The sequence below is a fragment of the Frankia casuarinae genome, from assembly GCF_000013345.1.
In the GTDB taxonomy this organism is placed as follows: Bacteria; Actinomycetota; Actinomycetes; order Frankiales; family Frankiaceae; genus Frankia; species Frankia casuarinae.
In genome coordinates, this window is record NC_007777.1 from 2,073,011 (window position 1) to 2,094,718 (window position 21,708).

24 protein-coding genes and 2 pseudogenes are annotated in these 21,708 nt (G+C 68.3%); 2 read left to right on the forward strand and 24 right to left on the reverse strand.

Annotated elements, in window-relative coordinates; all coding sequences use genetic code 11:
- Nucleotide 1 precedes the first annotated feature (1 nt).
- The 3 genes from FRANCCI3_RS08765 to FRANCCI3_RS26785 form a co-directional block, all read right to left on the reverse strand.
- A complete protein-coding gene (locus tag FRANCCI3_RS08765; RefSeq protein ID WP_108913817.1) occupies nucleotides 2-691 on the reverse strand; it encodes an SAF domain-containing protein in 690 nt (229 codons plus the stop codon).
- 79 nt (nucleotides 692-770) lie between these two features.
- Complete coding sequence (locus FRANCCI3_RS26045; RefSeq protein ID WP_236701512.1) at nucleotides 771-1,529, reverse strand: ATP/GTP-binding protein; 759 nt, start codon at nucleotides 1,527-1,529, stop codon at nucleotides 771-773.
- Between the two features lie 260 nt (nucleotides 1,530-1,789).
- Nucleotides 1,790-2,326, reverse strand: coding sequence for a hypothetical protein (locus FRANCCI3_RS26785; protein WP_236701513.1), 537 nt, complete (start codon nucleotides 2,324-2,326; stop codon nucleotides 1,790-1,792).
- A gap of 527 nt (nucleotides 2,327-2,853) precedes the next feature.
- On the opposite strand from FRANCCI3_RS26785, the gene FRANCCI3_RS08780 reads away from it, so the two are divergent.
- Both FRANCCI3_RS08780 and FRANCCI3_RS08785 read left to right on the forward strand, forming a co-directional pair.
- Entirely contained in the window at nucleotides 2,854-3,078 is a 225-nt protein-coding gene (locus FRANCCI3_RS08780; RefSeq protein ID WP_035958835.1) for a hypothetical protein, read from the forward strand.
- Nucleotides 3,075-3,725, forward strand: coding sequence for a 2'-5' RNA ligase family protein (locus FRANCCI3_RS08785; RefSeq protein ID WP_011436180.1), 651 nt, complete (start codon nucleotides 3,075-3,077; stop codon nucleotides 3,723-3,725). Before FRANCCI3_RS08780 ends, FRANCCI3_RS08785 begins: the two co-directional genes overlap by 4 nt.
- A 72-nt stretch (nucleotides 3,726-3,797) precedes the next feature.
- Here the strand turns inward: FRANCCI3_RS08785 and FRANCCI3_RS23310 are convergent, their stop codons facing one another.
- The 21 genes and pseudogenes from FRANCCI3_RS23310 to FRANCCI3_RS08880 all read right to left on the reverse strand — a co-directional run bounded on the left by FRANCCI3_RS23310 (nucleotide 3,798) and on the right by FRANCCI3_RS08880 (nucleotide 21,707).
- On the reverse strand, nucleotides 3,798-4,490 hold the full coding sequence (locus FRANCCI3_RS23310; protein WP_051569483.1) for a hypothetical protein: 693 nt from the start codon (nucleotides 4,488-4,490) through the stop codon (nucleotides 3,798-3,800).
- 2 nt (nucleotides 4,491-4,492) lie between these two features.
- A complete protein-coding gene (locus FRANCCI3_RS08795; protein ID WP_011436182.1) occupies nucleotides 4,493-5,224 on the reverse strand; it encodes a hypothetical protein in 732 nt (243 codons plus the stop codon).
- 113 nt (nucleotides 5,225-5,337) lie between these two features.
- Nucleotides 5,338-5,823 carry an SAM-dependent methyltransferase gene (locus FRANCCI3_RS08800; protein ID WP_236701514.1) on the reverse strand — a complete coding sequence of 162 codons (486 nt, stop codon included), beginning with the start codon at nucleotides 5,821-5,823 and terminating at the stop codon, nucleotides 5,338-5,340.
- On the reverse strand, nucleotides 5,784-6,161 hold the full coding sequence (locus FRANCCI3_RS27900) for a transposase (RefSeq protein ID WP_157858574.1): 378 nt from the start codon (nucleotides 6,159-6,161) through the stop codon (nucleotides 5,784-5,786). Before FRANCCI3_RS27900 ends, FRANCCI3_RS08800 begins: the two co-directional genes overlap by 40 nt.
- A gap of 77 nt (nucleotides 6,162-6,238) precedes the next feature.
- Complete coding sequence (locus FRANCCI3_RS24315; protein WP_201783650.1) at nucleotides 6,239-6,670, reverse strand: helix-turn-helix domain-containing protein; 432 nt, start codon at nucleotides 6,668-6,670, stop codon at nucleotides 6,239-6,241.
- 172 nt (nucleotides 6,671-6,842) lie between these two features.
- On the reverse strand, nucleotides 6,843-7,574 hold the full coding sequence (locus FRANCCI3_RS08810) for an HAD family hydrolase (protein WP_011436185.1): 732 nt from the start codon (nucleotides 7,572-7,574) through the stop codon (nucleotides 6,843-6,845).
- Nucleotides 7,571-8,149 (reverse strand): GTP cyclohydrolase I, encoded by a 579-nt coding sequence (folE, locus tag FRANCCI3_RS08815; protein WP_011436186.1) that lies wholly within the window; start codon nucleotides 8,147-8,149, stop codon nucleotides 7,571-7,573. Before folE ends, FRANCCI3_RS08810 begins: the two co-directional genes overlap by 4 nt.
- Nucleotides 8,140-8,703, reverse strand: a complete 564-nt coding sequence (locus FRANCCI3_RS08820) for an NUDIX hydrolase (RefSeq protein ID WP_308726845.1) — start codon at nucleotides 8,701-8,703, stop codon at nucleotides 8,140-8,142. The genes folE and FRANCCI3_RS08820 overlap by 10 nt, the downstream gene beginning before the upstream one ends.
- A gap of 20 nt (nucleotides 8,704-8,723) precedes the next feature.
- Nucleotides 8,724-9,986, reverse strand: a complete 1,263-nt coding sequence (locus tag FRANCCI3_RS27905) for a UbiD family decarboxylase (protein ID WP_011436188.1) — start codon at nucleotides 9,984-9,986, stop codon at nucleotides 8,724-8,726.
- Nucleotides 9,983-10,519 (reverse strand): phosphoribosyltransferase, encoded by a 537-nt coding sequence (locus FRANCCI3_RS23315; protein ID WP_011436189.1) that lies wholly within the window; start codon nucleotides 10,517-10,519, stop codon nucleotides 9,983-9,985. Before FRANCCI3_RS23315 ends, FRANCCI3_RS27905 begins: the two co-directional genes overlap by 4 nt.
- On the reverse strand, nucleotides 10,516-11,673 hold the full coding sequence (locus FRANCCI3_RS08835) for an IMP dehydrogenase (RefSeq protein ID WP_011436190.1): 1,158 nt from the start codon (nucleotides 11,671-11,673) through the stop codon (nucleotides 10,516-10,518). Before FRANCCI3_RS08835 ends, FRANCCI3_RS23315 begins: the two co-directional genes overlap by 4 nt.
- 36 nt (nucleotides 11,674-11,709) lie before the next feature.
- A complete protein-coding gene (locus tag FRANCCI3_RS08840) occupies nucleotides 11,710-12,465 on the reverse strand; it encodes a 7-carboxy-7-deazaguanine synthase QueE (protein WP_011436191.1) in 756 nt (251 codons plus the stop codon).
- Nucleotides 12,462-13,409, reverse strand: a complete 948-nt coding sequence (locus tag FRANCCI3_RS23320) for a carbohydrate kinase family protein (RefSeq protein ID WP_011436192.1) — start codon at nucleotides 13,407-13,409, stop codon at nucleotides 12,462-12,464. The genes FRANCCI3_RS08840 and FRANCCI3_RS23320 overlap by 4 nt, the downstream gene beginning before the upstream one ends.
- Nucleotide 13,410: 1 nt before the next feature.
- Nucleotides 13,411-13,782 carry a 6-pyruvoyl trahydropterin synthase family protein gene (locus tag FRANCCI3_RS08850; protein WP_035958845.1) on the reverse strand — a complete coding sequence of 124 codons (372 nt, stop codon included), beginning with the start codon at nucleotides 13,780-13,782 and terminating at the stop codon, nucleotides 13,411-13,413.
- Nucleotides 13,783-14,119: 337 nt separating this feature from the next.
- On the reverse strand, nucleotides 14,120-15,544 hold the full coding sequence (locus tag FRANCCI3_RS08855) for a sulfatase-like hydrolase/transferase (protein WP_011436194.1): 1,425 nt from the start codon (nucleotides 15,542-15,544) through the stop codon (nucleotides 14,120-14,122).
- A 288-nt stretch (nucleotides 15,545-15,832) separates the two neighbouring features.
- Nucleotides 15,833-16,109: pseudogene (locus FRANCCI3_RS28985) on the reverse strand (ATP-binding protein); the annotation flags it as partial.
- 302 nt (nucleotides 16,110-16,411) lie between these two features.
- Nucleotides 16,412-16,783 (reverse strand): annotated as a pseudogene (locus FRANCCI3_RS26790) (IS21 family transposase); the annotation flags it as partial.
- Nucleotides 16,784-16,942: 159 nt separating this feature from the next.
- Complete coding sequence (locus FRANCCI3_RS08865) at nucleotides 16,943-17,692, reverse strand: dimethylarginine dimethylaminohydrolase family protein (protein WP_201783652.1); 750 nt, start codon at nucleotides 17,690-17,692, stop codon at nucleotides 16,943-16,945.
- Nucleotides 17,693-17,879: 187 nt separating this feature from the next.
- Nucleotides 17,880-19,259, reverse strand: a complete 1,380-nt coding sequence (locus FRANCCI3_RS08870) for a sulfotransferase family protein (protein ID WP_201783653.1) — start codon at nucleotides 19,257-19,259, stop codon at nucleotides 17,880-17,882.
- Nucleotides 19,217-21,223 carry a methyltransferase domain-containing protein gene (locus tag FRANCCI3_RS08875; protein WP_202795707.1) on the reverse strand — a complete coding sequence of 669 codons (2,007 nt, stop codon included), beginning with the start codon at nucleotides 21,221-21,223 and terminating at the stop codon, nucleotides 19,217-19,219. Before FRANCCI3_RS08875 ends, FRANCCI3_RS08870 begins: the two co-directional genes overlap by 43 nt.
- A 10-nt stretch (nucleotides 21,224-21,233) precedes the next feature.
- Complete coding sequence (locus tag FRANCCI3_RS08880) at nucleotides 21,234-21,707, reverse strand: rubrerythrin family protein (protein WP_011436200.1); 474 nt, start codon at nucleotides 21,705-21,707, stop codon at nucleotides 21,234-21,236.
- Nucleotide 21,708: the final 1 nt, after the last annotated feature.

Here is a 21,708-nt window from a genome sequence, read left to right on the forward strand (position 1 = left end):
ATCACCCGCCGGTTCCGTTGATCGTGACGACGCCGATCTGTCCGGCCGGGGCCGCCGCCAACGCGTGGGCGTCGGCCTCGGCGAGCTGGAGAGAGACCACCGTCGTCTGCTCGGTGTCCGCCGCCACCACGGCCACGACCGTCGCCGGCCACGACCGGGCGCTGCCGGCGGGCGCGGTCGCTACCGCGCTAGTGGCGGGAGCGACCACGACCGTCACCCGCGAGCCGGGTGCCAGACCGGTGGGGAACTGGCCGGCCTTCAACGCGACCGCCGCGATCGCCTCCCCGGGCGGCGGGACCTGCGCGGCCCCGACCGCCGCGCGGCTGAGCACGGTGCCGGCGGGCAGGCTGTAGGCGACCGGCTTACCGAGGACGCTGTCCCGGTCGCCGGCCGGGATGGTGTCGACGCCGTCGGCGGAGATCCGCACCTCCCGCACGTCCTCGGCGGCCAGGACATGGCCGACCGTCACGGGCCGGGCCAGCACCAGCACCGGCTCCCGCGACCCCACCCGCGCACCCGCGACCAGACCGGCGGCGGCGCAGCCCACCACCAGCACCACACCCAGCAGTAGATACGGAACCCGGCGGCGGCGCCGCGGACCGCCCGTCAGCCGGGCAGCCGGAGCACCACCTGTCCGCCGGCCGGCGCGGTCCGGACCCGCCGCACGCGGCGTCGAGGACGGAGCCGTCACCACCGGACACCGCCCAGCAGACTGTCGACGGGAGGGCTGCCCGTCCCGGTCACCTCGGTCGTGCCAGTCACGGTCGTCATCAGCCACCGCCCGTCGTCAGCGCGGGAACATCGATCACCCGGGCCGCCGTTGTCGACACGGTCGTCAGCCCCGGGAACACCCCTGTCTGGCCGGCGCCGGCCCAGGTCACGTCCCAGCGCACCGCCGCCGTCACCGCAAACGTCCCACCCGCCTCGTCCAGCGACCGGCGGGTATAGGTGTAGCCGCAGTCCGGCGAAGCGCTCTTCGGATCGGCCCCGGCCGGAAACGGCGTACCTGGACCCGTGCAGGTCACCGTCCCGCCATCCCCCAGCGACCAGACCACCGCCACGGGCTTGGCAACCGCGGTCACCGACACCCCACCCGCCGCTGCCGTCGCCGCCACCTGCTGCCACCCAGCGGGGTCCAGCCACAGCCATGTCGGTAGCCGCACCATCTGATCGGCAACCGGGCTCATCCCGATCGCCGGGCCAGCCAGCCGCAGCTGGTTACGCGCCTGCTCCGCCAACGCCTCCGGGTCCGGGGCAGGCCCCGTGCCCGGCGCCGCGTCCGGAATCCACACCGGCGCCCGATACAACGCGTCCCGCTCACCGCCCGACGCGCACCGGTAGATGTACCAAGCACCCGGCCCCTGCCCTGGCTGAGACGCCACCGGACGCACCGACAACCCCGATGAACCGAGCACCGCCGGCCGCACCACCAGCCCACCCGCTGACGGCGGCTGATAGGAGGCGGGCCGCACGCCGCCCGCGGGCGGCTGATAGTCGCTGCGGACATACGCGCAATCCGCTATCGGCAATGCGGGCGGGTCCAAAGCCCTGTCACCGGGTGGCGCGGTCCGTCCTGAACCGCTACCTCCGTTGGCCTCGGAGCCTGCGGACGGCGGTTCTGCTTCGGGAGCTGGCGATGGCCCCCCTGGGATTCCTGCCCAAAGCTCGCATCCTGGAGAGGGATTCTGGCTGCACCCCGTGCCGCCAAGTGGGTCTATGGCGGCTGCCGGAACAGCGAGGCATCCGATCATCGCCAGCGCGAGTACAGCGAGGAAGGTGAGCCGGCGCTTCAGCATGATCCCAGGTCCCCAACTCCGAACCGGGTGACGCGCCACAATCCGTCCGTATGCAGCCGCGCTTCCGCGAGAATTCGACGCATGCCACCCGGCTTGTCGTCCAGCAACGAGCCGTCGGCCCGATACACCAGCCAGTTCCGGGTATCGGCGCAGTCGTCGATCATCACCGACTTCGGCGCGTCCTCCGGGCTTACCGACGTCACCTTCGGGTTGTTGACCGGCTCGCCCTTCGAGATCAGGCCGTTGTAATGGTCGGCGTAGAGATTTCCGGTCATGACCTGCAAAGCGTCACCCGAGGCATATTGCGACAGATACGGCGCCTGCCAATCGGAGGTGTGGCTGGCCTGCGCGTACGCCTTCCACATCCCGACATACGCGGCGAGCGCATCCCGACGGGCGAGGTCCGCCGGAGACGTCGGCGTCGGCGACGGCGTCCCGCTCGACGAGGCGGGCGAGGAGACAGGGCCGCTGCTGGCGGCCGGGTCGGGCGTGGAACCGCCGTCCGAACTACACGCCGCGAGGAGCAGCACGACGGCGGCCAGGACGCTGACGCCGGCCGTGCCCAGCCGCGCCCGGCAACGCTGTCCTGATGTACGAGCCCGGACCTCCACAGCGCCCACCTCGCAGGAAATCCCAACAGACGGCCAACCCGTCCTGGAAAGGGAAAACCCCTCTATCTAGGACTACCCCCGCCGTGCCGAATTCCGGCGTTCTAACTTCGCAGTCGGACCGGCGACCCAGCGGGAAATGACTCGGCAGGACTAGCTATCACCCTCTGATCGGGCTATCCCGCTAGATCGCTGGCACCACCCGAACGGGGGGTATGAGGCGTGCAGAGGCCGCCGTCGAGCCGTGGCGGCAGGCGGACAGCATGCCGCCGATGTCGCGCGTCGCGTTCATGGACGCCCTTCGGTTGCCGCGAACGCACCTGTCAGGTCTCAGTGGACCTAGCCGAACAGTCGAGCGACCTCGCCGAAGGGGTGCCCGAGTCTCAGACGGCCTGTCCTCCCGCAGGCCCCTCCGACCCCTGGGGAGCGGGTGCATTAGGACAGAACAGATGAGACGCGCTGAATGGCGACCGAGGGGCGTCCTGATCATCCTCGATGTCGCCACCGTGCTCGGCCTCGAACCGCTCGCTCGCGCTGGTGCCGCGTCGATCGAGTCGATCCGCCAGCGCGGCCGGGAACTCGCCCGCCGCACCGCGCCCTGGCGGGCCCTGCCCGCTGTCGCCGAACTGGCCGAGGTGTCCCAGGCACTGACAACCCGCGGCGCGCCGCGGTGAGCGAGCACGACCCGGTCCACGACGACTGGGAACGCTTCCGCGTCCTGCCCTCCATGACCAACCACTGGGACCGGCCCGGCTGGACCCCAGGTCGGCGCAGCTTCCACTGGTTCCTGACGTTCGACAGCGCCGCGCTGCGTGACCTCGCCGCGACCTGCCAACAACAGCTACGCGACCTCGACTGTCTCGACCCGGTGCCCGCCGGCGGGCTGCACCTCACCGTGCGTCGGCTCGCGTTCACCGACGAGATCGCCCCCGCCACCCTCGCCACGGTCACCCGCCGGGTCGCCGAACGGTGCCGTGACCGGCCGGCGTTCCGGCTAAGGGTCGGACCGCTGGCTGGATCGAGCGGCGCGGTCCGCTTCACCGTCACCCCCTGGGAAGCCCTGGTCCGACTGCGGGACGCCGTCGACGACTCGTCAGCCGCCTGTGGCCTGCCCGCCGTCAAGCAGCCTTTCCGTCCACACGTTGGCATCGCCTACTGCAACCGCGACACGCCCGCAGAGCCGATCATCCGCCGGGTCGCGGGGCTGCGTGACCTGCCCCCGGCCGAGGTCTCCGTGGCCGATCTTCGGCTGGTGCGGCTGTACCGCGACGGCCGGACCTATCGGTGGGACACCGTCACCGTCGTCCCGCTGAGCGCGTAGCGCCGGAGTCGGACGGCGCAGGAGGGCAGCGGACTTTGATCCTTCCCAGGGTGCGGGCCGCTGGCCGGCGACTCAGGGCCGGGTGAGGGCCAGTTGAGCGAGGCCGACCAGGATGCGCGAGATCTCGGCAAGATCTGCCGGCACCCGCCGGGTTGCATCCGCCGGCGGTTCGGCTCCGGACGGTTCTGATGGCGGGCCGGGCTCGACGGTTCTCCCCAGCGTGTTGACGAGGTTTGCCCAGATCGCGAGGAACTCCTCAACCCCGCGCAGAATGTCGCTGCGGACCTGCTCGGCGCTGGACGCCGCGTAGGCGGCGATGTCCGTGACAGCCGTACCCGCCGGCGTCTGCTGATCGAGGCTTCGCTGGAGCGCTCGGGCGGCGTGGGCGGCGCCGTCCAGCGTGTCCGCGGCGTCAACGAGAACGCCACTCAGGAGGCCACGTAGCTCGGGGTCGCGGGCGAGCTCATCGAGGCGCAGCGCGTGGTAGGCCAGCCGGCATCCCGGTGGCGCCAGCGGCAGGCGGTCCAACAGCAGCAGAAACCGCCGGCTGGCGAGCACCAGGCCGACGCCCATGGTCCCGACAAACCAGGTCCCGAACAGCGCCACCCAGCTGGTACTGAGGCCGGTACGGACCAGCTGGACCCACAGCCAGAACCCTGGGGCGCAGACCAGCACGGGGACACCGACCCGGACGGCTCGGCGGCGTCGACCAAAACGTAACGCTGCCGCCCGCAGCTGCCGGTCGACCGAGCAGGATTCGGACACGATCACAGTCTCGCCTTAACGGCGCCGGCCGCGGTAGCTCGGGGTGACGTGGACGACGGCGCCGGGACGATCTGCGGGGCGTCGAGCGTGAGTGTCCAGGCGCCAGGGGGCGGCGAGGTCGGTTCCGCGGCGAGGAAGGCCGCGGCAGCGGAGGCCAGCCGGCCGACCGGCAGGCCCGCGTCGAGCACCAGGCGCCGGTCGTCGGGCAGCGCGTCCAGGTAGCGCAGGAAGGCACGGTCAGCGGCGGCGAGGAAGCGTGGGTCGACAAGGTGCGGGTGCACCGGTCCGCGGCGGCGTTGCCGCACGGCGACCGCGGCGTGGGACAGCCGCAGATACAGGTAGCGGCCGGGGCGCAGCGTGATCCCCGCGCTGGCTGCGGCGGTGAACGTCTGGGCGGCGTAGCCAGGGTCGGCGGGCACGCCGAGCTGCGCGACGGCGTGCTGGTGGGCGATGTGCGACAGCGGGCTGCGGTCGAACAGCACGAGGCCGGTGCGTGCCCGGCGGGCGACCTCGGCGCGTTGCCACTCCACCCGGCACAGATGATCGAGGCCGGAGTGGACGTCGCCGAGGGTCCTCGGTGGGTACGGCAGTGGTGAGGAGAGGTCGGCCGGGTCGGGGATGACGGTGGCGCCGAGCTGGCTGGCGAGCACGATCGCCAGCGTGGTCGTCCCCGTGCAGCGCAGGCCCTCGACGGCGACAAGCCCTGGTTGGGATGGCTGGTCGGATCGGGTCATGGAAGCCTCCAGGAGCCGGTCGAGCACACGGTGGTCGGTGCGGACGCTAGCGGCAGCTACCGACATCTAGCCTGCGGGCAAGCACGCGGGGCTGAGACGGTGCGGTGGCGAGGCTAGGTGGCTGGCTTGCGGGCGACGCCGGCCCACATCGCGGACACCTTCTCGCTGGTCGTGCGCCAGGCGGGCGCGGGGACGAGGCCGGGGTCGATCAGCTCCCAGCCGTCGAAGAAGCCGGCCACCTGGTCGCGGGTCCGCGGGAACAGGGTGCCGGGGGCGGCGGCGTTGACCTGGTCGACGCCCACCTTCAGGTGGGTCTTGTCCGGGTAGACATCGAGCCCGAGGTGCGACAGCACCAGGTAGCTGCCCGGCGGCAGCGCGTCGCGCAACGTGCGCACAGCGGCGTGCGGGTCGTGGTCGTCCGGGATCGCATGCATGATCGCGACGAGCATCAGGGCGACGGGCTGGGTGAGGTCGAGGGTCTCGGCGGCGTGTTCGAGGATGCGGGCCGGGTCGCGCACGTCGCCGTCCAGGTAGGCCGTGCGACCCTCGGGGGTGCTGGTCAGCAGCGCTCGCGCGTGCACGAGGACAAGCGGTACCACCCCAAGGTTGCACACGTATACCGAGAGATCGGTTTGAGTGTTGCTCCGAAGCAAGCATGGCGCTGCCGCCTTGAAAGGGCGAGGATGATGTGAATTTCTTTGCCGTTGTGGGGTTTCACGGCTTTCTTGACGAACTCCAGGAAGTCGTCGCCGGTGCGGGTGGGGCGGCATTCACCGAAGACCTTGCCTGTTCCGACTTCGATTGTCGCGAAGAGGTTGGTGGTGCCGTGGCGGACGTAGTCGTGGGTACGCTTCTCGGTGGCGTCGAACGTGATCGGCAGCAACGGCTGGGTACGGTCCAGTGCTTGGACCTGCGTCTTCTCGTCGAAGCTGAGCACCACCGCGCCCGTCGGCGGGGAGGTAGGGGCCGACGATATCCATGACATTGTCGGCGAACTCCGGGTCACGAGAAAGCTTAAAGGTGCCTTGCCGCCAGGGTTGGAGGTGGTTCTCCCGCCAGAGTTTTGCGACGAAGTGCCAGGAGATCGAAACCCCCGTGGTCCGCGTGACGTACTTCGCCAGCTCCCGCGACGACCAGTGCGTCAGTCCTGTTTCCGCCGGCGGAGTGGCCCGCGTGAGAGCAAGGACGCGGCTGCGAATGTTCGCCGGCACCTGTTCCCGCGGCGCGCGATCGGTCGAGGAGTCCTTGGACCCCCTCGGATTCGCACCGCGAGATCCACTGATTCACGGTCGGCAACGAGACACCGGCCAGTGCGACGATGTCCTTCTTCAGCCGGTGTTCGGCATGCAAGAGGATGATCCGCGCCCGCGTGGCGACATTCACGGGAACGTCTCGATCATTTATCATGCCTCGCAGTTCCGCAAGATCTTCTGCCGAAAGCTCCATGCCACCATTCTAGCGCGCAGCGCTTCATATAAACGAAGCGGAATCACGCTCCACTAGCCGCGATCGGCGGCGTAGTGGAGGCCTCCGCAGTGCTATCATGGGTCTTGCATGGCACGACCAGGCCGCGAAACTGCGAAACACAAGTACTACCCAGCTGTCCGAGAAACGGCGCTCAACTCACACCTTCAACCGGTACCCCGGGAGCGTTCCAGCCGTCGATGATTGCCAACAGATCGTCCAAGCGGTAGATCACCGCATCCGGAGTGGTGTCCTCGATGGCCACCAACTCCTTCTCCGGCACCTCGCTGTGAGGGATGAGGATCGCGCGAAGACCCGCCACCCGCGCGCCGTACACGTCCTCGTAGAGCCGATCTCCGACGTATACGGCATTTTCCGGTGGCACATCCCCCACCGCACGCAGGGCGCAACGGAAGGCCTCCGGGTGCGGCTTGGCCCAGGGGATCTCGCTGCTGTAGACGGCCCCATCGAACAGGTCCAGCACACCGTCGCGGGCGAAGATGGCCTCGTGCCGCTCGCGCGGCCACGTGGTGTTCGATAGCAGGCCCACCCGCAGACCGCGCTCGCGCAACTCGGTCAGCAGCCTGGGAGCCAGCGGGTCGAGTAGCGTGTGAGGTGTCCAAGCGTCCAGATACGCGGCGGCGGCCTGCTCGGTGTGCGGCACTCCCGCGAGGGAGAACAGCTCGGCCAGTGTGGCCGAGCTGTGTCGCTCACGGGCACGGACCGACAGCTCGCGCTCTGCCGCCAGCAATGCTGCCGCGGTCTTTTCGGGGTTCCGTCCCACCACGTAGGCCGCAGCCAAGGCCCAGAATCCGGCGACGTCCACGTTCGCCCATGGGGTGAGCGTACCCGCCCAGTCGAACAGAACCGCCTCTACCCTCCTCACGACAGCAGGTTCCGCATGTGCGGGTCATCCTTAAATACCCCGCGTAGCACCAGAGTGGACATCGTCGCCGGGCTGCGTATACCGCGCATCGTCATACACAGATGCTCGCCCTTGGCTCGTACCGCGACGTCGGGCACACCGCACAGGGCCTCGATCGCGTCGGCGATGGCGCCGGTCAGCCGTTCCTGCACCTGAAGCCGGTGGGCGTGGTGGTGGGCGATTCTGGCGAACTTCGACAGCCCCAGCAGCTTGTCCTTGGCCAGGTAAGCGATGGAGATGTCGCACCAGAATGGCAGTAGGTGGTGCTCACACAGGGACCACACCCTGATGTCGTTGACCTGCACCAGCTGTCCGTGGTTAACCTGCTCGAAGGCTGTCTCGGTGTTGCCGGGGTCAAACCCGACGAACTCCCGCCACCAGCGAGCATAGCGGGCCGGAGTCTCACGCAGACCGTCACGGCCGGGGTCCTCACCGATCTCCACCAGCAATTGCCTGGCCAGACCTTCCAACGGGTCCGTTCCGTCCGCCACCTCATCGGCGAGGCCCGCGCGTCCGTCGGGATAGGTCAGCGACATGAATCTATTCCTCCCTCGGTGCGCCCAGGGGCCATCGTCGTCGACCCCGCGATGGCGTGCGCCACCATGGTGATCCTGTCGGCGGACAGCGCCCGGTTGATGTCGTCTCGACCGAACGCTGCGAAGCCGGCGTCGGTCAGGATCTGCAGGTCCGTACTGTGTAACTGGATCTCATCGATCCGAGCCTGGATGATCCGGCCTACCCCGTCACCGCGGAAGCCCCGCGGCACCGTCACCGGCTCCGCTGCGGCGAAAGCGAACATCAGCAGGTGATAATCGCCGTTCCGCCACCGGCCGAAGAACTCGTAGACCGCGACCGGGCGCAGCGATTCCACCTGGCACCCGGTCTCCTCCAACGCTTCTCGGCGCGCCGCCGCCTCGGCCGTCTCACCGGGCTCGATCCCACCGCCAGGCAGCAACCAGTTCCCGGCGTAGGGCCCCTTCTGCTGATGCACGAACGTAACGGTGCCGTTCGTGCCGGGGATGACCACCAGCGCAGCGGGAAGCGGTCGGGTGAATCGGTCTGTCGTCCGGGGCTCAGCAGGCGGCTCCACGGGCCGTTTCCCGTTCACGATTAATACTCCACCGGGCGTCCGGTCGGCGGAATGTCGAGCAGCAGCCCGAGTCGCTCGCCCTCCACTCTGCCCTTGCGCAGGTACGGCTCCACCCGGCTCGAGAAGCCGTGGGTGGCCAGCGCCTGCCATATCGATTTCAGGTCAGGGCCGCAGACGACCACCTTGCTGCGCACGTCGAAGCGCATCGCCTCAGCGAGCACCTCCCGTGTAGGCTCGTCGGTCTCTACTAGGGCCAGAAATTCCCCACGGGCGGGGAGCGGGTAGTGCACCGTCCGCACCGGTACGCCGATCTCGGTCAGATGGGCGTACATGAGGTACTCGTTCTGCATGCTCATCAGGGTCAGACCGCTCTCCCCGCCCGCCAGGATCGTGGGCATCGGCGCACCCGGCGCCGCCAGTACCTCCCACACGTCGAGGACGTTACTCATCCGCTCTTCGGCGTAGTAGCCCTTGAACTCCCCGAACGGGCCCTCGCGGGCCAGCTCCGGGCGCACCGTCGCGTGTAGCACGTGTGTAGCCGACTCCGGCACCGGCGGTGAACCGTGTGTACGCACAGCTCTGCCCAGCAGCATCCCCGCCACGCGGTAATCATCCTCCACGTTATCGAGAGCCGCGCCGTCGCGGGCGGGCAGCCGGGATGCAGCGACCATCATGTGCACCGGGTCCGCGCCCAGGAACACGGAGATCGGCATAGGCTCGCCCACATCGGTCCAGGCGCCGAGGTTGGCGTGGCCGTCGGTACGTGGGTCGAGGAAGATCCGAGCCTCGTGCTCGCCGACCACCTGGATGCGATAGATGCCCAGATTTACTCCGTCTCTATCCGGACGTGTAGTTACCCCGACGCCTGCGGTGACGTAGCGGCCTACGTCTCCCGGTCGATGCCGGATGATCGGCAGCGCCGAAAGCCCCGGCAGTTCGGTGAGTGCAGGCCGGGCACCCGCGGCGGGGGCCGGGGCGGGCCCAGCCAGACGCGCGGCCACCTCGTCGAGCCAGTGCCCTTCGTCAGTGCCCAGCGCCGCCAGCAGGACCGCACGCGGGTAGGGATGGCCGAGCAATACCGTGCCCGGCCGGTCGGTGAGCTGGGTGAACAGCGTCGTCGGCCGTCTGCCGAGTAGGCGCTCGAACTCGGCGAGCCTGCGCATGACCTCCACATCTGTACTCAGCGGTTCGGCACACATACGCACCTTGGTTGCAGCGTAGTGCGGACCGAGCCCGAACTGGGGCAGGTCGATCGGGGCAAGATGATCAAGGGTGCTGGTCACTGCTCCTCCGTCCACGGTATCTGCCGCCAGTCGCTCGGCCGTTTCCGGTAGCCCCGCTCCCACGGGAAGACCACCCAATCGTCGGCGGTGAAGCCGCAGTAGTGGATCGGTACCGGGCATAGATGGTTGCGGGCCAACACCGCGAATCGATGTTCGGCGACCCCGACCAACTTCCGGGAGACGGCCTCGGCCGTGACCCCGGTGCCCGCGATGTCGTCGACCACCAGCACCCGGTCTTCCGGGTCCAGTTCCACCGAGCTCTCCACCACCGGCGTCTGCTTGGCCGCGTACCGCTCGTCGGAGACGGTGCGCCGCGCCCTCACCGACACCAGGCGCGGGACCTCGAGCGCAGAGTACAGGTAGGCTGCGGTGACTAGTCCACCTCTGGCCACGCCGTAGACGACGGTGGGGGCGAACCCGTCGGCGAGCACGGACGCGCGCAGCCTTTCGCAGGCGCGGCCGACGTCGGCCCATTCAAACACGTAGGGACCGCGCCGGGTCCACATCGGAGTGGCGTCAGTCTGCTGGATCATATCTGGGCCACCGCCTCGGCGCGGAAGTCGGGCGCCGGCTGGGGCGCCCGCTCGGCCGCGTGCGGGGCGTTCTCTGCACGCCCGGCGGGCGTGACCCGGATGAACTCGGCCAGTCGGCGGAACTCGGCCATGTCGGCAGCGCCCGTGTAGCTCATCGCCGAGCGCAGGCCGCCGACGAGCTGGTACACGGTGTCGGCTACTGGGCCGCTGGGTGCAAAGGTCATCTCCACGCCCTCGGGTATGTAACCGACCACGTCATCGCGAGTGAGTCGCCCGCCTGCGGCGGCCCGTAGGGTGTTGGCCATGCCGAGGGTCGCAAAGCCGCGGCTGCAGCGATACCGGCTGCCATCAGGTAGGTCGACCACACCCGCCTCGCTCTCGTCGGCCCCCGCCAGGGCCGAGCCGAGCATCACTGCGGCCGCACCCGCAGCCAGCGCCTTGGCTAGGTCGCCGGACTGGCGCACCCCACCGTCGGCGATGACTGTCGCGTCCCGCTGCGCCGCAGCGTGCGCGCAGTCGATGATCGCGGTCAGTTGGGGCACGCCGCTGCCCGCTACCAGCCGGGTGGTGCACACCCCCCCGGGGCCGATACCGACCTTGACCACATCGGCGCCCGCATCCAGCAGATCGTTGGTGCCCCCCGCGGTCGCCACGTTGCCTGCCACGATCGGCACTCTGGGGTGGCGCGCGTGCAGTTTCCCGACAGTGTCGATCACCTGGTCGCTGTGCCCGTGCGCGACGTCAACCAGCAGCAGATCCGCACCGTGCTCCACCATCAGTGCGGCCCGGTCCAAGTAATCACCCTTGGTGCCCACCGCCGCGCCGACCAGCAACCTACCCACCGGGTCGACGGTGGCCGGGCCGGTGCCCACCGGGCCTGATTTCACTGAGGCGATGTGCGTTGCCTGCCTCTCGACGGTCTGCATCCGATGGACGAAGCCCAGCCCGCCCACCCTGGCCAGCGCCGCTGCCATGGCTCCACCGGTGCACCACTGGGTGTTGGCGCCAATCACCGGGACCCACAGCCGGACCCCCGGTGCAAGGTCCACAGTGGTGTCGACGTCGGCGCGGCTGCGCACCCGAGTCCGGTGTGGGACCAACAGCACGTCGTCGAAGCTGAGCCCGGTCCGGATCGGCTGCCCGAAAATGGTCATCTTCTGCCTTCTCCTCACGGTCGGTCGGCTTGTGGCTCAGCGCCCGCGTTCGTCACCCCACACCAGCACGTGCAACCGGGTGCAGACGTTCCACCCCCTGGCCACTGCGGCATCGGTCAGCATGGCGAGACCGGTGAGCACGGCACTGGGAGTGGCGCCTTTCGGCATGATCCACACCGGGGCCAGGTTGAACCGGTCCACCAACGTGCCGACCTCGTCCAGGTCGTCGCGGTCGGCGCACACGAATTTGAACCGGGCGGACGGGTTACCCGCGAACGCGGCCAGCGCCTCAGGGACCAGCCGTCGCGGCTCGGCCACGCCGGAGTGGGCGAGCTTGACGGAGACGTTGAAGGCCACCCCCGACTCCGCCAGCTCCTCCAACGGCGCCACGGTCCCGTTGGTCTCTATCTCCACCTCGATTCCGTCGTCGACGAGTCCGGTCACCAGCCCCAGCAACCTGCGCTGCTGTGACAGCGGCTCACCGCCGGAGATCACCACCAGGCCCGAGCCAAGCCCGCGTAGCCGGTCACCGACCTGGGCGGCGGACATCGCGTGCAGCTCGCGGCCGGGGTCGAAGCGTCTACCGGTGTCGCTGACGCCCCACCAGTCCCAGGTGTATGGTGTGTCGCACCAGGAGCAGGTCAGGTTGCACCCACCCAGGCGCAGGAAGACGCATCGCCGTCCCGTTGACGGGCCCTCGCCCTGCACGGTCGGACCGAAGATCTCGTTAACCACTAGAACGTCGTGCCCGGTGGGACTGGTGTTTGGGCGGCAGGATTCCTTGGCCGTCATATCGGGTCCTTATCCAGCCGCGACAGACGCGCGCAGGTCGAGCGGCCGCAACCGACGATTACCGCGGCCGCCGCCATCGCGTGGTCCACCGCGGCGATCCACGGCTCGCCCCGGGCCAGGGCAACGGCCAGGCCGGCGACGAACGCGTCGCCTGCACCGGTAGCGTCAACGCAGGAGACTTGGCGCGCCGGGTAGGTCGACCAGGAACCGTCCGCCGCCGCGCACACGGCACCGCGCGCCCCGGTCGTTACCACCACAGCGGGCAGCCCGCGGGCTGTCAGAGCCAGCGCGTCAGTCACCGGGTCGCCCGTGCCGCCACCGAGCAGCTCGGCAGCCTCGAACTGGTTGAGTACCATGAGGGCCAGAGAGCGAAACAGCTCCCAGCGCGGGCCCGAGGCCGCGATGTCGGTCGGTAGCCCCCACAGCGGGACACCTCGCCGGTTGGCCCACACCCGCAGCCGAGTCAGAGTCGCCAGCGGCGACCCGGTCTCCACTAGGACGGCGCGCGCGCCGCGGAGCCAGCCGGTCGCGGCCGCCACCACTGGCCATGAGAGTTCGTCGGCCGCGGGCAGGTGGATACCTGCCCACACCGGGTCGCCTTCGGTGGAGATCTCGCAGTCGAACTGGCCGATGCTCCGAGCCACCGGCGCGGTCAGCACCGCCGCGCCCAACCCGGTCAGTCGCCGCTCGAAGGCCGCGCCTACCGGCCCCGGCTCGCCCAACCCGACAAATCCGGCCTCCGCGCCGAGCCTGGCCAGGTTCTCCGCCACGTTGCGGGCGATCCCACCGTGACCACTGAGGACAGTCCATACCGGCAGGCCGGACATCGAGCCTGACCGGGACCAGCGCCGGTCGAGCACCATGGAGCCGAGAACACCGACCCGCTCGGGTCGGGCCGCACGCCCTGGTCCGAGCGGGGCGAGTAGCCTCGCCGAGTCGAGCATGTCAGTCAACCCTTGGCCGGAACTCTGCCCAGGTCTTGGGGGTTTCGCTTACTGAGACGGCCACCAGCTCGGGCAGCTTCTCTCGCCATGTCGTAAAGATCCAGCGGGCTAGTTGCTCGGCGGATGGGTTGAGATCAATGATGACGTCATTGAGGTGTCGGTGGTCGAGGGTGTCATCCGTCCATGCTTTGAACTCTCCGAGGTCGCGGTAGTCTCGCACGAATCCGGCCTCGTTGAGGCCGGATTCCTGCGCCTTTAGCTCCAAGACCACGGTGTAGTTGTGCCCGTGCATCCGCGAACACGGGTGATCGGCGGGCAGGTGATCGAGGACGTGGCTCGCCGAGAAGCCGAATTCCTTGCGTATGGCGAACACGGGCTGTCCTTTCCACGCGAGTCCGACCGCGAGTGCGGCGAACCAGTTCGCGCACGAACCCACGGACAGTGGGTGGAGACGCGGTCGACCGGCGATCGTTGGATAACTTGATCCTGCATGACTGATCGTGCACTGTCCGGCGGCCGGTGACAACCCGGCCGAGCCGCTCTGGAAGGGACTGTGCGCCAGCGGATTGCGGATAGTTCCAGCTCAGCGGGCGTCCAATACGGGGGGTGGGGCGGCAAAAAAATTTTTTATCCCCACCGTGCTACGCGCGTAGATCTCCGCACGTCGGTGCGGCAACGGGTACGGCGGCCGGAGGTCGGCACGACGACGTTCAGATGTTGTAACCGAGGCTGCGCAACTGGCCGCGAATTGCGGTGCTGGCGGGCACCGGCTCGGCGGGGCTGTGCGCGGCGTTGTAGCCCGCCAGCGCCGCCACCAGATCCGCGGTCTCCGCGCCGGGGTCCAGCCGGGGGACCAGGTCGTCGCCGAATCGCTCGACCCAGTGCTCCTCAACTGCCTCGATCCGGAATTGCTTGCCATAGCGGTGATGCATACGCACGAGCCTGCGGTCACCCAGGTACACACTCTCGCCGAGCAGCACGTGCCTGAGCGGCTCCTGGCTCTCACCGCGTAGCTGCCGCTGCTGGAAGGCCACGAACTCCCGGGTATCGGCGCCGTAGGTCTGGCTGAACGCGATAGCGTGGCCGTCCAACGCGCGTTCGCCGCGCACCACCGGCGCCAGCGTCTCGCCGTCGAACCCGGGCGAGCCGGGCGCAGGGGAGATATCTGCTAGCTCCAGCACGGTCGGTACGATATCGACCGTGCGCACCCTGTGCGCGTGCAGCCCGGGAGCCACACCGTCGCCCCAGAAGATCAGCGGCACCCGCAATACCCCTTCGGACAGGGAGTTGTGGTGGCCGTAGGACTCCGCGTCCAGCTCATGCCCATGGTCGCCGAAAATCACCACGAGCATGCTGGCCCCGCTCGCCTCGAGCCTTGCCCGCAGCCGCTCCAGGAACGGCTCGAACCGCTCGCGCAGGAAGAACTCGATGCCCTCCAGGTATAGCTCGAACAGACGATCGTAGGCTCCGGTGTCGTAGAGATGATTGGTGATCCGCTTGTACCGCAGGAACAGTTGGTGGTCCTCGGCCTCGCGGAAGGTCTCGGTAATCTGGTCGGTGGGTATCGGCAAGTCCTCGGGCAGCTCAGCCTCCAGCTCGGTGATCTTAGCCCGGTAGGCTTCGCCACCGAAACGCAGGTTGTGGAACCCATAGGGCAGGTGGACACCGCCGAAGTGCGCAAACGACATGCTCGAGTCCGCCTCGACAACCTCCTCGATGAACCGGTCGTCGTCTTCGCGCAGGTAGACGTCCACGTCGTTGGTGAAACCCAGCTCCGGGCCCAGGATGATTGGGAAGTCGACCTTCATCACGGTGCGCCTGCCCGCAGTTCGGCCATGGCCGAACACCGACGGCCCGGCCAGCCTGCCGTTGTAGAATTCGAACAAACCGTTGTGCAGCGGGAACCGGCCGGTCAGGATCGCACCGTGGGACGCGGCGGTGTAGGGTGCGGCTGAGATCGTGTTCGGGAAGTAGGCGCCCTCGGCCACCAAACGGTCAAGTACTGGAGTTGCGGGGGCGCGCAGTCCTGGGTACTTCGCGGGCCACAGTGGGAACGGGCTGGCCCCGACGCAGTCGCTGCGCAGAGTATCTATCGAGACGAGGATAATGTGATCATACCGGGACGCAGCCGTCATGGCGGGGAATTCCTCTCTGGCGGGGTGTCATCCGAGCGAGCCGGCGATGGCACCGAGCTCGTTGAGGGGCCTGTCAAGCATTATGATCTAGCCGCGGCGCCGATTGCGCGGATTTCCGCAAAGCCCCTGGCTCGGCCCCGATCCATCGAGAATTCTCTGCGATCTTCGATTGACCCCTCGGCTTATAGTGGATCAAGTGCTGACCAGATGCGATCTTTGGCCTCGTTGCTGAATTCGACCAGGAGCCCTGGTTCTACGGTGAGGACCGCTTCCGAGCCGGCTCCCGTCCAGCTGGGGCAGATGGTCGGGGTTGAAGTCCTCCAACGTCTTGACCTGGGGAAAGTGGCGGTGCGGATCCGCATGACGGTGTCCTTGGAATCGCGCGGTCGGCGACCTGGCGCTGCAGGACGGCGGCGAGATATACCTCGTGGGACCAGCTCTCGTCGCGGGCCTGGTCGACAAGCTGCCAGAACTGACCGATCGTCGGGGGCTTCAATACTCGGGCCAGGTGGGCGATCACCGCGGGCGTCCCGTCCCTGGCCCAGGGCTTCGGCGTGTTCGCGATCTGTCCGGGTTTGCCACAGTGGAAGCCATGGTGAGTGAGCGCGTCGGTTGGTGTGGGCGCGCCGGCCGGTCGGGATGAACGCGTGACCGGCGCGGCGTAGGGCGTTGGTGACGGCGGAGCGGATTGTTGCGAGGTTTCGCGGGCGCGTGCCGCTGGAGTCGCAGCCGTGAGGAACTCCCCGGCGTAAGGGGCGCGGAACGCGACCAGCAACCCTCACAATCAGTACCAATCCGACAGACGGAACGAACACAGCCAACCCTCAAAAATGCCAAAGCCCTGGTCCCTGGCCGGGGCGGTCGTGGTCATGGCTGGCTCTCCGTTCCGGTGGGGTCGAAGTCGACGCCGAACAGGGCGTCGTAGTCGGGCAGCGCCCGCAGCGCGACCCGGTGGCCGTCGGCATACCGGCGGGTCGCCGCTCGGCCTGGCGGTCGGCGGCCAACGCATGGCGCATCGCCTTCGTGGTGGCGGCGTGCGTCGGGTCGGTCAGGAGGGCGTGCGGCACCCGCTGCGCGGATGGCTGGCGACGACCTGGCCGTCACAAACCGCGGTGAGACGCTCTCGAGGGTGGCGGTGACGTCGACGAACCGGCCGATCATCCGCGGGTCCACTGAGTAGTCGCAGGCGTCGACGCGCATGTAGTAGTCCCGGCCGAGGCTGGCCGCTGGCTGGTGCTGGTCGTTGCGGGGAGGCCTTGGTACTGGTTGGACGCTGCGGTGATCCGGAGATCAGTGGTGGTAGGGAGTGCCCAGCCGGTGTGGGCCTGGGTGAGTCCAAGGGTGACGAGGCGGCGGAAGTTGACGGCGGCGGCGCGGTGGTGAAGCCAGGTGATGCGATCAACTGCGGTGCAGTATCCCTGTGACGCAACCCAACCCCCCAGCGGCCTTGACGTAATCTCCCATCTCGACCTCCTCCGCCTGCACCCCCGCGGCCCCGAGTGCACGCCGGATCCCGGGCGCGCCCGAAGGCATGAGCACCAGCCCCGGCTCCACCACGACCAGATTCAACCCGCGCCGCAGCACCAGCTCCTCGGTCGGATCAAAGTCGAGCAGCCGGAAGCCAAGCCCGTGCAACACCGCTCGCAACGGCGGGGTCGCGGCCGCCGCGTGCACGGCGGCGAGCCGGTGGTCGAGGAACACCACCGTGCCGAGCAGATGCTGCACTCCCGGGCCAAGTGGGATTCGCTCCGTCCGTGCGCCACAGCCGCGCAGCGCGCCGCCGACTTTACGGGCGCCCGCAGTGTTCGTCCGGAACCCGGTACCCACCAGCACCAGCTCCGGGTCTGCCCACAGCGCGTCGGCCCCCTCGAAGGTGGCCCGGCCGGTAAGGGTACGCAGAATCGGGTAGCCCGCCGAAGCCAGTACCGCCGCAGTGTGCCGTTCCTCCCCAGCCCGCTGCCGCGACGCGGGTCTGCCCAGCACCGCGCCGTCCGGAGTCATGAGGAACAGATCGCGTTGGAATACGACGTTGGGCGGGCATTCGTCCGGCACCATCCCTACCAGCACGTCAACCGCGAGTCGCCTGAAAGCGGCGATAATGGCCTCGCACTGGTCGCGTAACGCGGACAAGTCAACCTTCTCGAGCATCAGCCTGCTGTTCGGTTCCGCGTCGACGGAAAGGCTGCATGGGGGCCGGACGAGCAGAACCCGCCGCAGCCTGGCGTATTCGGATCGGTAGCCACAGCGGGTCCAAAGTCGCCCCTCAGCGACCTCGGCGCCGTGCGAGGCTACCCGAGCATGCCAACCGGGGCCTGCGAGTGTGCTCGGCAGCCTTTCAGATCCAGGTGTCTGGGCTGTCATAGCCTAGTCTCCTTGCCGTCTCTGCCACCTCACCTCCCAGCACCGGCCGCACCTCCCCTGCTCGGTCCAGCCACCGCCGCGGGCGAGGCGCCCGGGTGGCCACCACCGGGTCAATGCCCGAGTAGGCGGCCCTGCCTAACGATCCCTCGAATGGGATTCCCAACCAGCTGGAGATGCGCCGCAGCTCGGTTACCCTGGAGTCCGCGTCCCGCGTCAGGTCCTCGAAACGCACGCGCAGGCAGTCGATGGCGCTGCGGTCCAGCTCCGCCATGATTGCCTCGTGGCTGGAACGCCATTGGAAAGCGCATACTCGGGCCAGAGGCTCGGCGATGTGGTCCGCCCAGCCCGGCGGCAGGTCGAACTTCCACCAGTGCCGGTCAGCGGGACGATAATCGACGTAACCGGCGATGCGTAGCGGTACGGGCAGCCGATAGGAGTGAAAGCCGTGGTGACGCCAGCCATCGATGAGACCGTTGACCGAGGCGGCGGGATTGCGGGTCAGGTGCAGCACACGAAGCCGAGCGTTGGGGAACAGGGCACGCAGGAAGTCGAACCGGTGCACGTTACTAGGGGTCTTGACAATCAGCGGCATGGTCTCCAACGCATGCGGGTCGGCGGGCCGCCACGGCTGGGTCAGCACGAACGGCGGTTCCTCGACCAGGATACGCCCGGGGGGCCGCATCGGCGGCTGGGAAGTGGGCATGTCGTAAAACCCCTCTTCCATGTAAATACCGCGGCTGGCCAACTCCGCCAGCAGACGGCGATGGAATCGCTCGGTGTTCCAGTCCCCTGCTCCACTCCGGGGGAGCACCGCGCAGGCCGCGTCGGCCAGCATGAACGGATCAATGTCCATCTCAGGCCACTGCACCGACAGCCGCCAGGCGACGTCGAGGGCGAATCGGTCCACTGCCTCCTCATCGACCTGCGCAGCAGGGGTGCCCACGTCCAAGGCTAGGTCGTGCTCCAGCGCCAGACGCACAGCCGGGTTCAGAGCGTACAGGTGCGCGGCATCTAGTCGGTCGGAACCGGTGCCGCTGTTGGGATGACCCAATCCAGCCAGGCGAAGGAACGGGTTGATCTCCGCGCGGAAGTGCAGGGCGTGCGGACTCAGCCGCAGTAACTCGGCGAGCATGCTGGACCCACCACGGGAGCCCGAGGCAATCATAATAAGCTCGCTCACCCGCTCAGTAAATCGCGGCGGCGCAGGGCCCCGAGCGGCGCGCAACTGGTGCAGCCGCGCGGCGAGCCCTGCCGCGCCCGACTCCACGACGCCCCTGGCCGTGGCATGGTCGCTGGCCATCACGGCCCAGCTCACGGCAAGAGTTTGCGCATCGAGTAGACGCACCAGCGCCACCGATCGCGTACCGAGCCGTCCTGGCTGACCTCGAATGGGTGGACCGCCCGGACCTCCCTCGGGGCGTCGTAGTACAGCCGGTAGATCTCCTGCCTGTGCGCGGGCGTGGTCTCATGCGTATCGATCCACAGGTCGATCGACTCCCACAGGAAGTACTCGGTCATTTTCAGGTCGATGAACCCCACGCCCTGCAGCAGGGACCGGAACTCTGGTTCGCGGAACATCTGGAAGAGCAACGGTTGCTTCTTCTTGAATATGCGGAACATCCAGTAGGCGTCCTCATCGGCGTAGGGCATGATCTGGCCGACGATGAACTGGCCACCGGGCCGTAGTACTCGGTAGATCTCAGCGAGCGGAAGTTCGGGCTGCGGTAGCAGATGTAGCACTTCGCGGTTGACGACCAGGTCGAAGGATGCGTCCGGGTACGGCAGGTCGTACACGGTGCCCCGGTCCACCCGGTCCAGTCGCTGGGAGGCGAGTTCAACCATCTCCGGGGTGATGTCCAGGCCGATCATCTCCCCGACCTTGCCGCGGAAGGAGTCGCCGACGACACCACTGCCGCAACAGACGTCGAGCATCCGCGCATCCGCAGGCACATCGCACAGCGCGGCGTGCTCGGCGAGCAGGCCCTCGTCTGCGAGCCACGAGCAGGAGTCGTGCCAGTTGCGCGACCGGATGCCGAACTGTCGCCTGTAGACCTCGTAATCGATCTCCAGCTTGCGCCGCTGGTAGCGTACTGCCCTGCCGGCCAGGCGGGCGGCGAGCCTGGCACGTGTGGCGTCCAGCGCCCTGGCCACCACGCGTGCGCCCAGTCCCGGCTCGCGGCGCAACGTGGCCGCGACGGTCTCGGCCACGGCCCTACGCACGAACGGCCCGACCTCCGGGCTCTGCAACCGCCGTTTGGTCTGGCCGTCGAACCGGGGCGAGTCCATCCGCAACGACACCACCGCAGTCAGGCCCTCAAGGATGTCGTTGGTGGTGATCCGTTCGCCGGCGAACGAGTCGAGCATCCGATTCATGCTGGCATGGTCGTTGATCGCCGAGGCCAGACCCGTGCGCAGCGCGTCGACGTGCGCGCCGCCCTGGTCGGTGCGCACGGCGTTGACGAAGCTGGACATCTCCTCGGCGTACCCCTCGGTCCACTGGAGAGCAACGTCCAACACCAGATCGCTGCGCTCGGCGGTGATAATGATCGGTTCCGGGTGCACCACCTCTGCGTCGCGATTCCGTTGGGTGAGGAACCCCTTCACGCCCTCGACGTAGTCGAACGTCTCCTCGGTGTCTGTGCGCTCATCCACCAGCCGCAGCACCAGCCCGGGGTGCAGGAACGCCAGTTCAGCCATCCGGGCGGCGAGAACGCCCGTCACGAAGGCAGCAGCATCGAAGATCATCATATCGGGACGAAAACGCACCAGCGTACCGTGCCTGTCGCTGGTCCCCACCATGTCCACGGTGGTGGTCGGTTCCCCCCGGCCATAGCTCTGGGTGTACATGCCGCCATCGCGGTGCACCTCGACCCTCAGCCATTCCGACAGCGCGTTGACACAGGACAGGCCGACACCGTGCAGGCCTGCCGAGCGCCGGTAGGTGTCACCCTGGAACTTGCCGCCGGAGTGCAGGGTCGTCATCACGACCTGCAGCGCCGGGACGCGGAGGTCGGGGTGTTCGTCGACCGGAATACCCCGACCGTCATCGCTTACCGAGCAGGAACCGTCGGCGTGCAGCACGACCTCGATCAGCCCGCACGTGCCCACCGCGAACTCGTCGACCGCGTTGTCGATCAGTTCGAAGACCAGGTGGTGCAGGCCCTCGGTGCCGGTCGAACCGATGTACATCGACGGATTGCGCCGAACCGCAGTAAGCCCGGAGAAGAGCACGATGGACCGCGCGGTGTATTCTGGGGCGCGCGCGGGTCGCGCAGCGATCCGTGCCATCGGTTTAGTTCCCCCTGCCGTATCGGTCATATCGACTCCCTCATCCGGCCTCGGCAGGCGCGGCGGCCCGACCGGTCAACTCGGACAGTGCGGCCCCCAGACGCTGCACATGTGCGTTCTTCAGCGCGCACAACGTGGTCAGCCAACTCGCCGCGTCGGCTATCCCCTCGGTGTGCGCCAGCGCAACTAGCCGAGGATAGTGCTTGGTGGCCGCCTCGGCCGCGCCCGCGACTGCGGCCGCAAGGTTGAGCGGAGTATCACCCATCGGCATCTCAGTGCTCGGATCACCGACCTGCTGAAGGAAGTCGATGTGTCCGTGGGCGACACAGGCTACGCTCTCGGCCATCTCAGTGAATAGCCTCGCCACCTCCATGTGGCCCTCGATCTCGGCCACCTGGGCGAAATAGGTATAGCGCTGCACCGCCGTCGCCTCACTGGCGAACGCCGCCCGCAGATCAGCGAACAAGAAACCTCGGGCCTGCTCGTCAACCGGTTCTCCGGTCGGTTCGCTCATC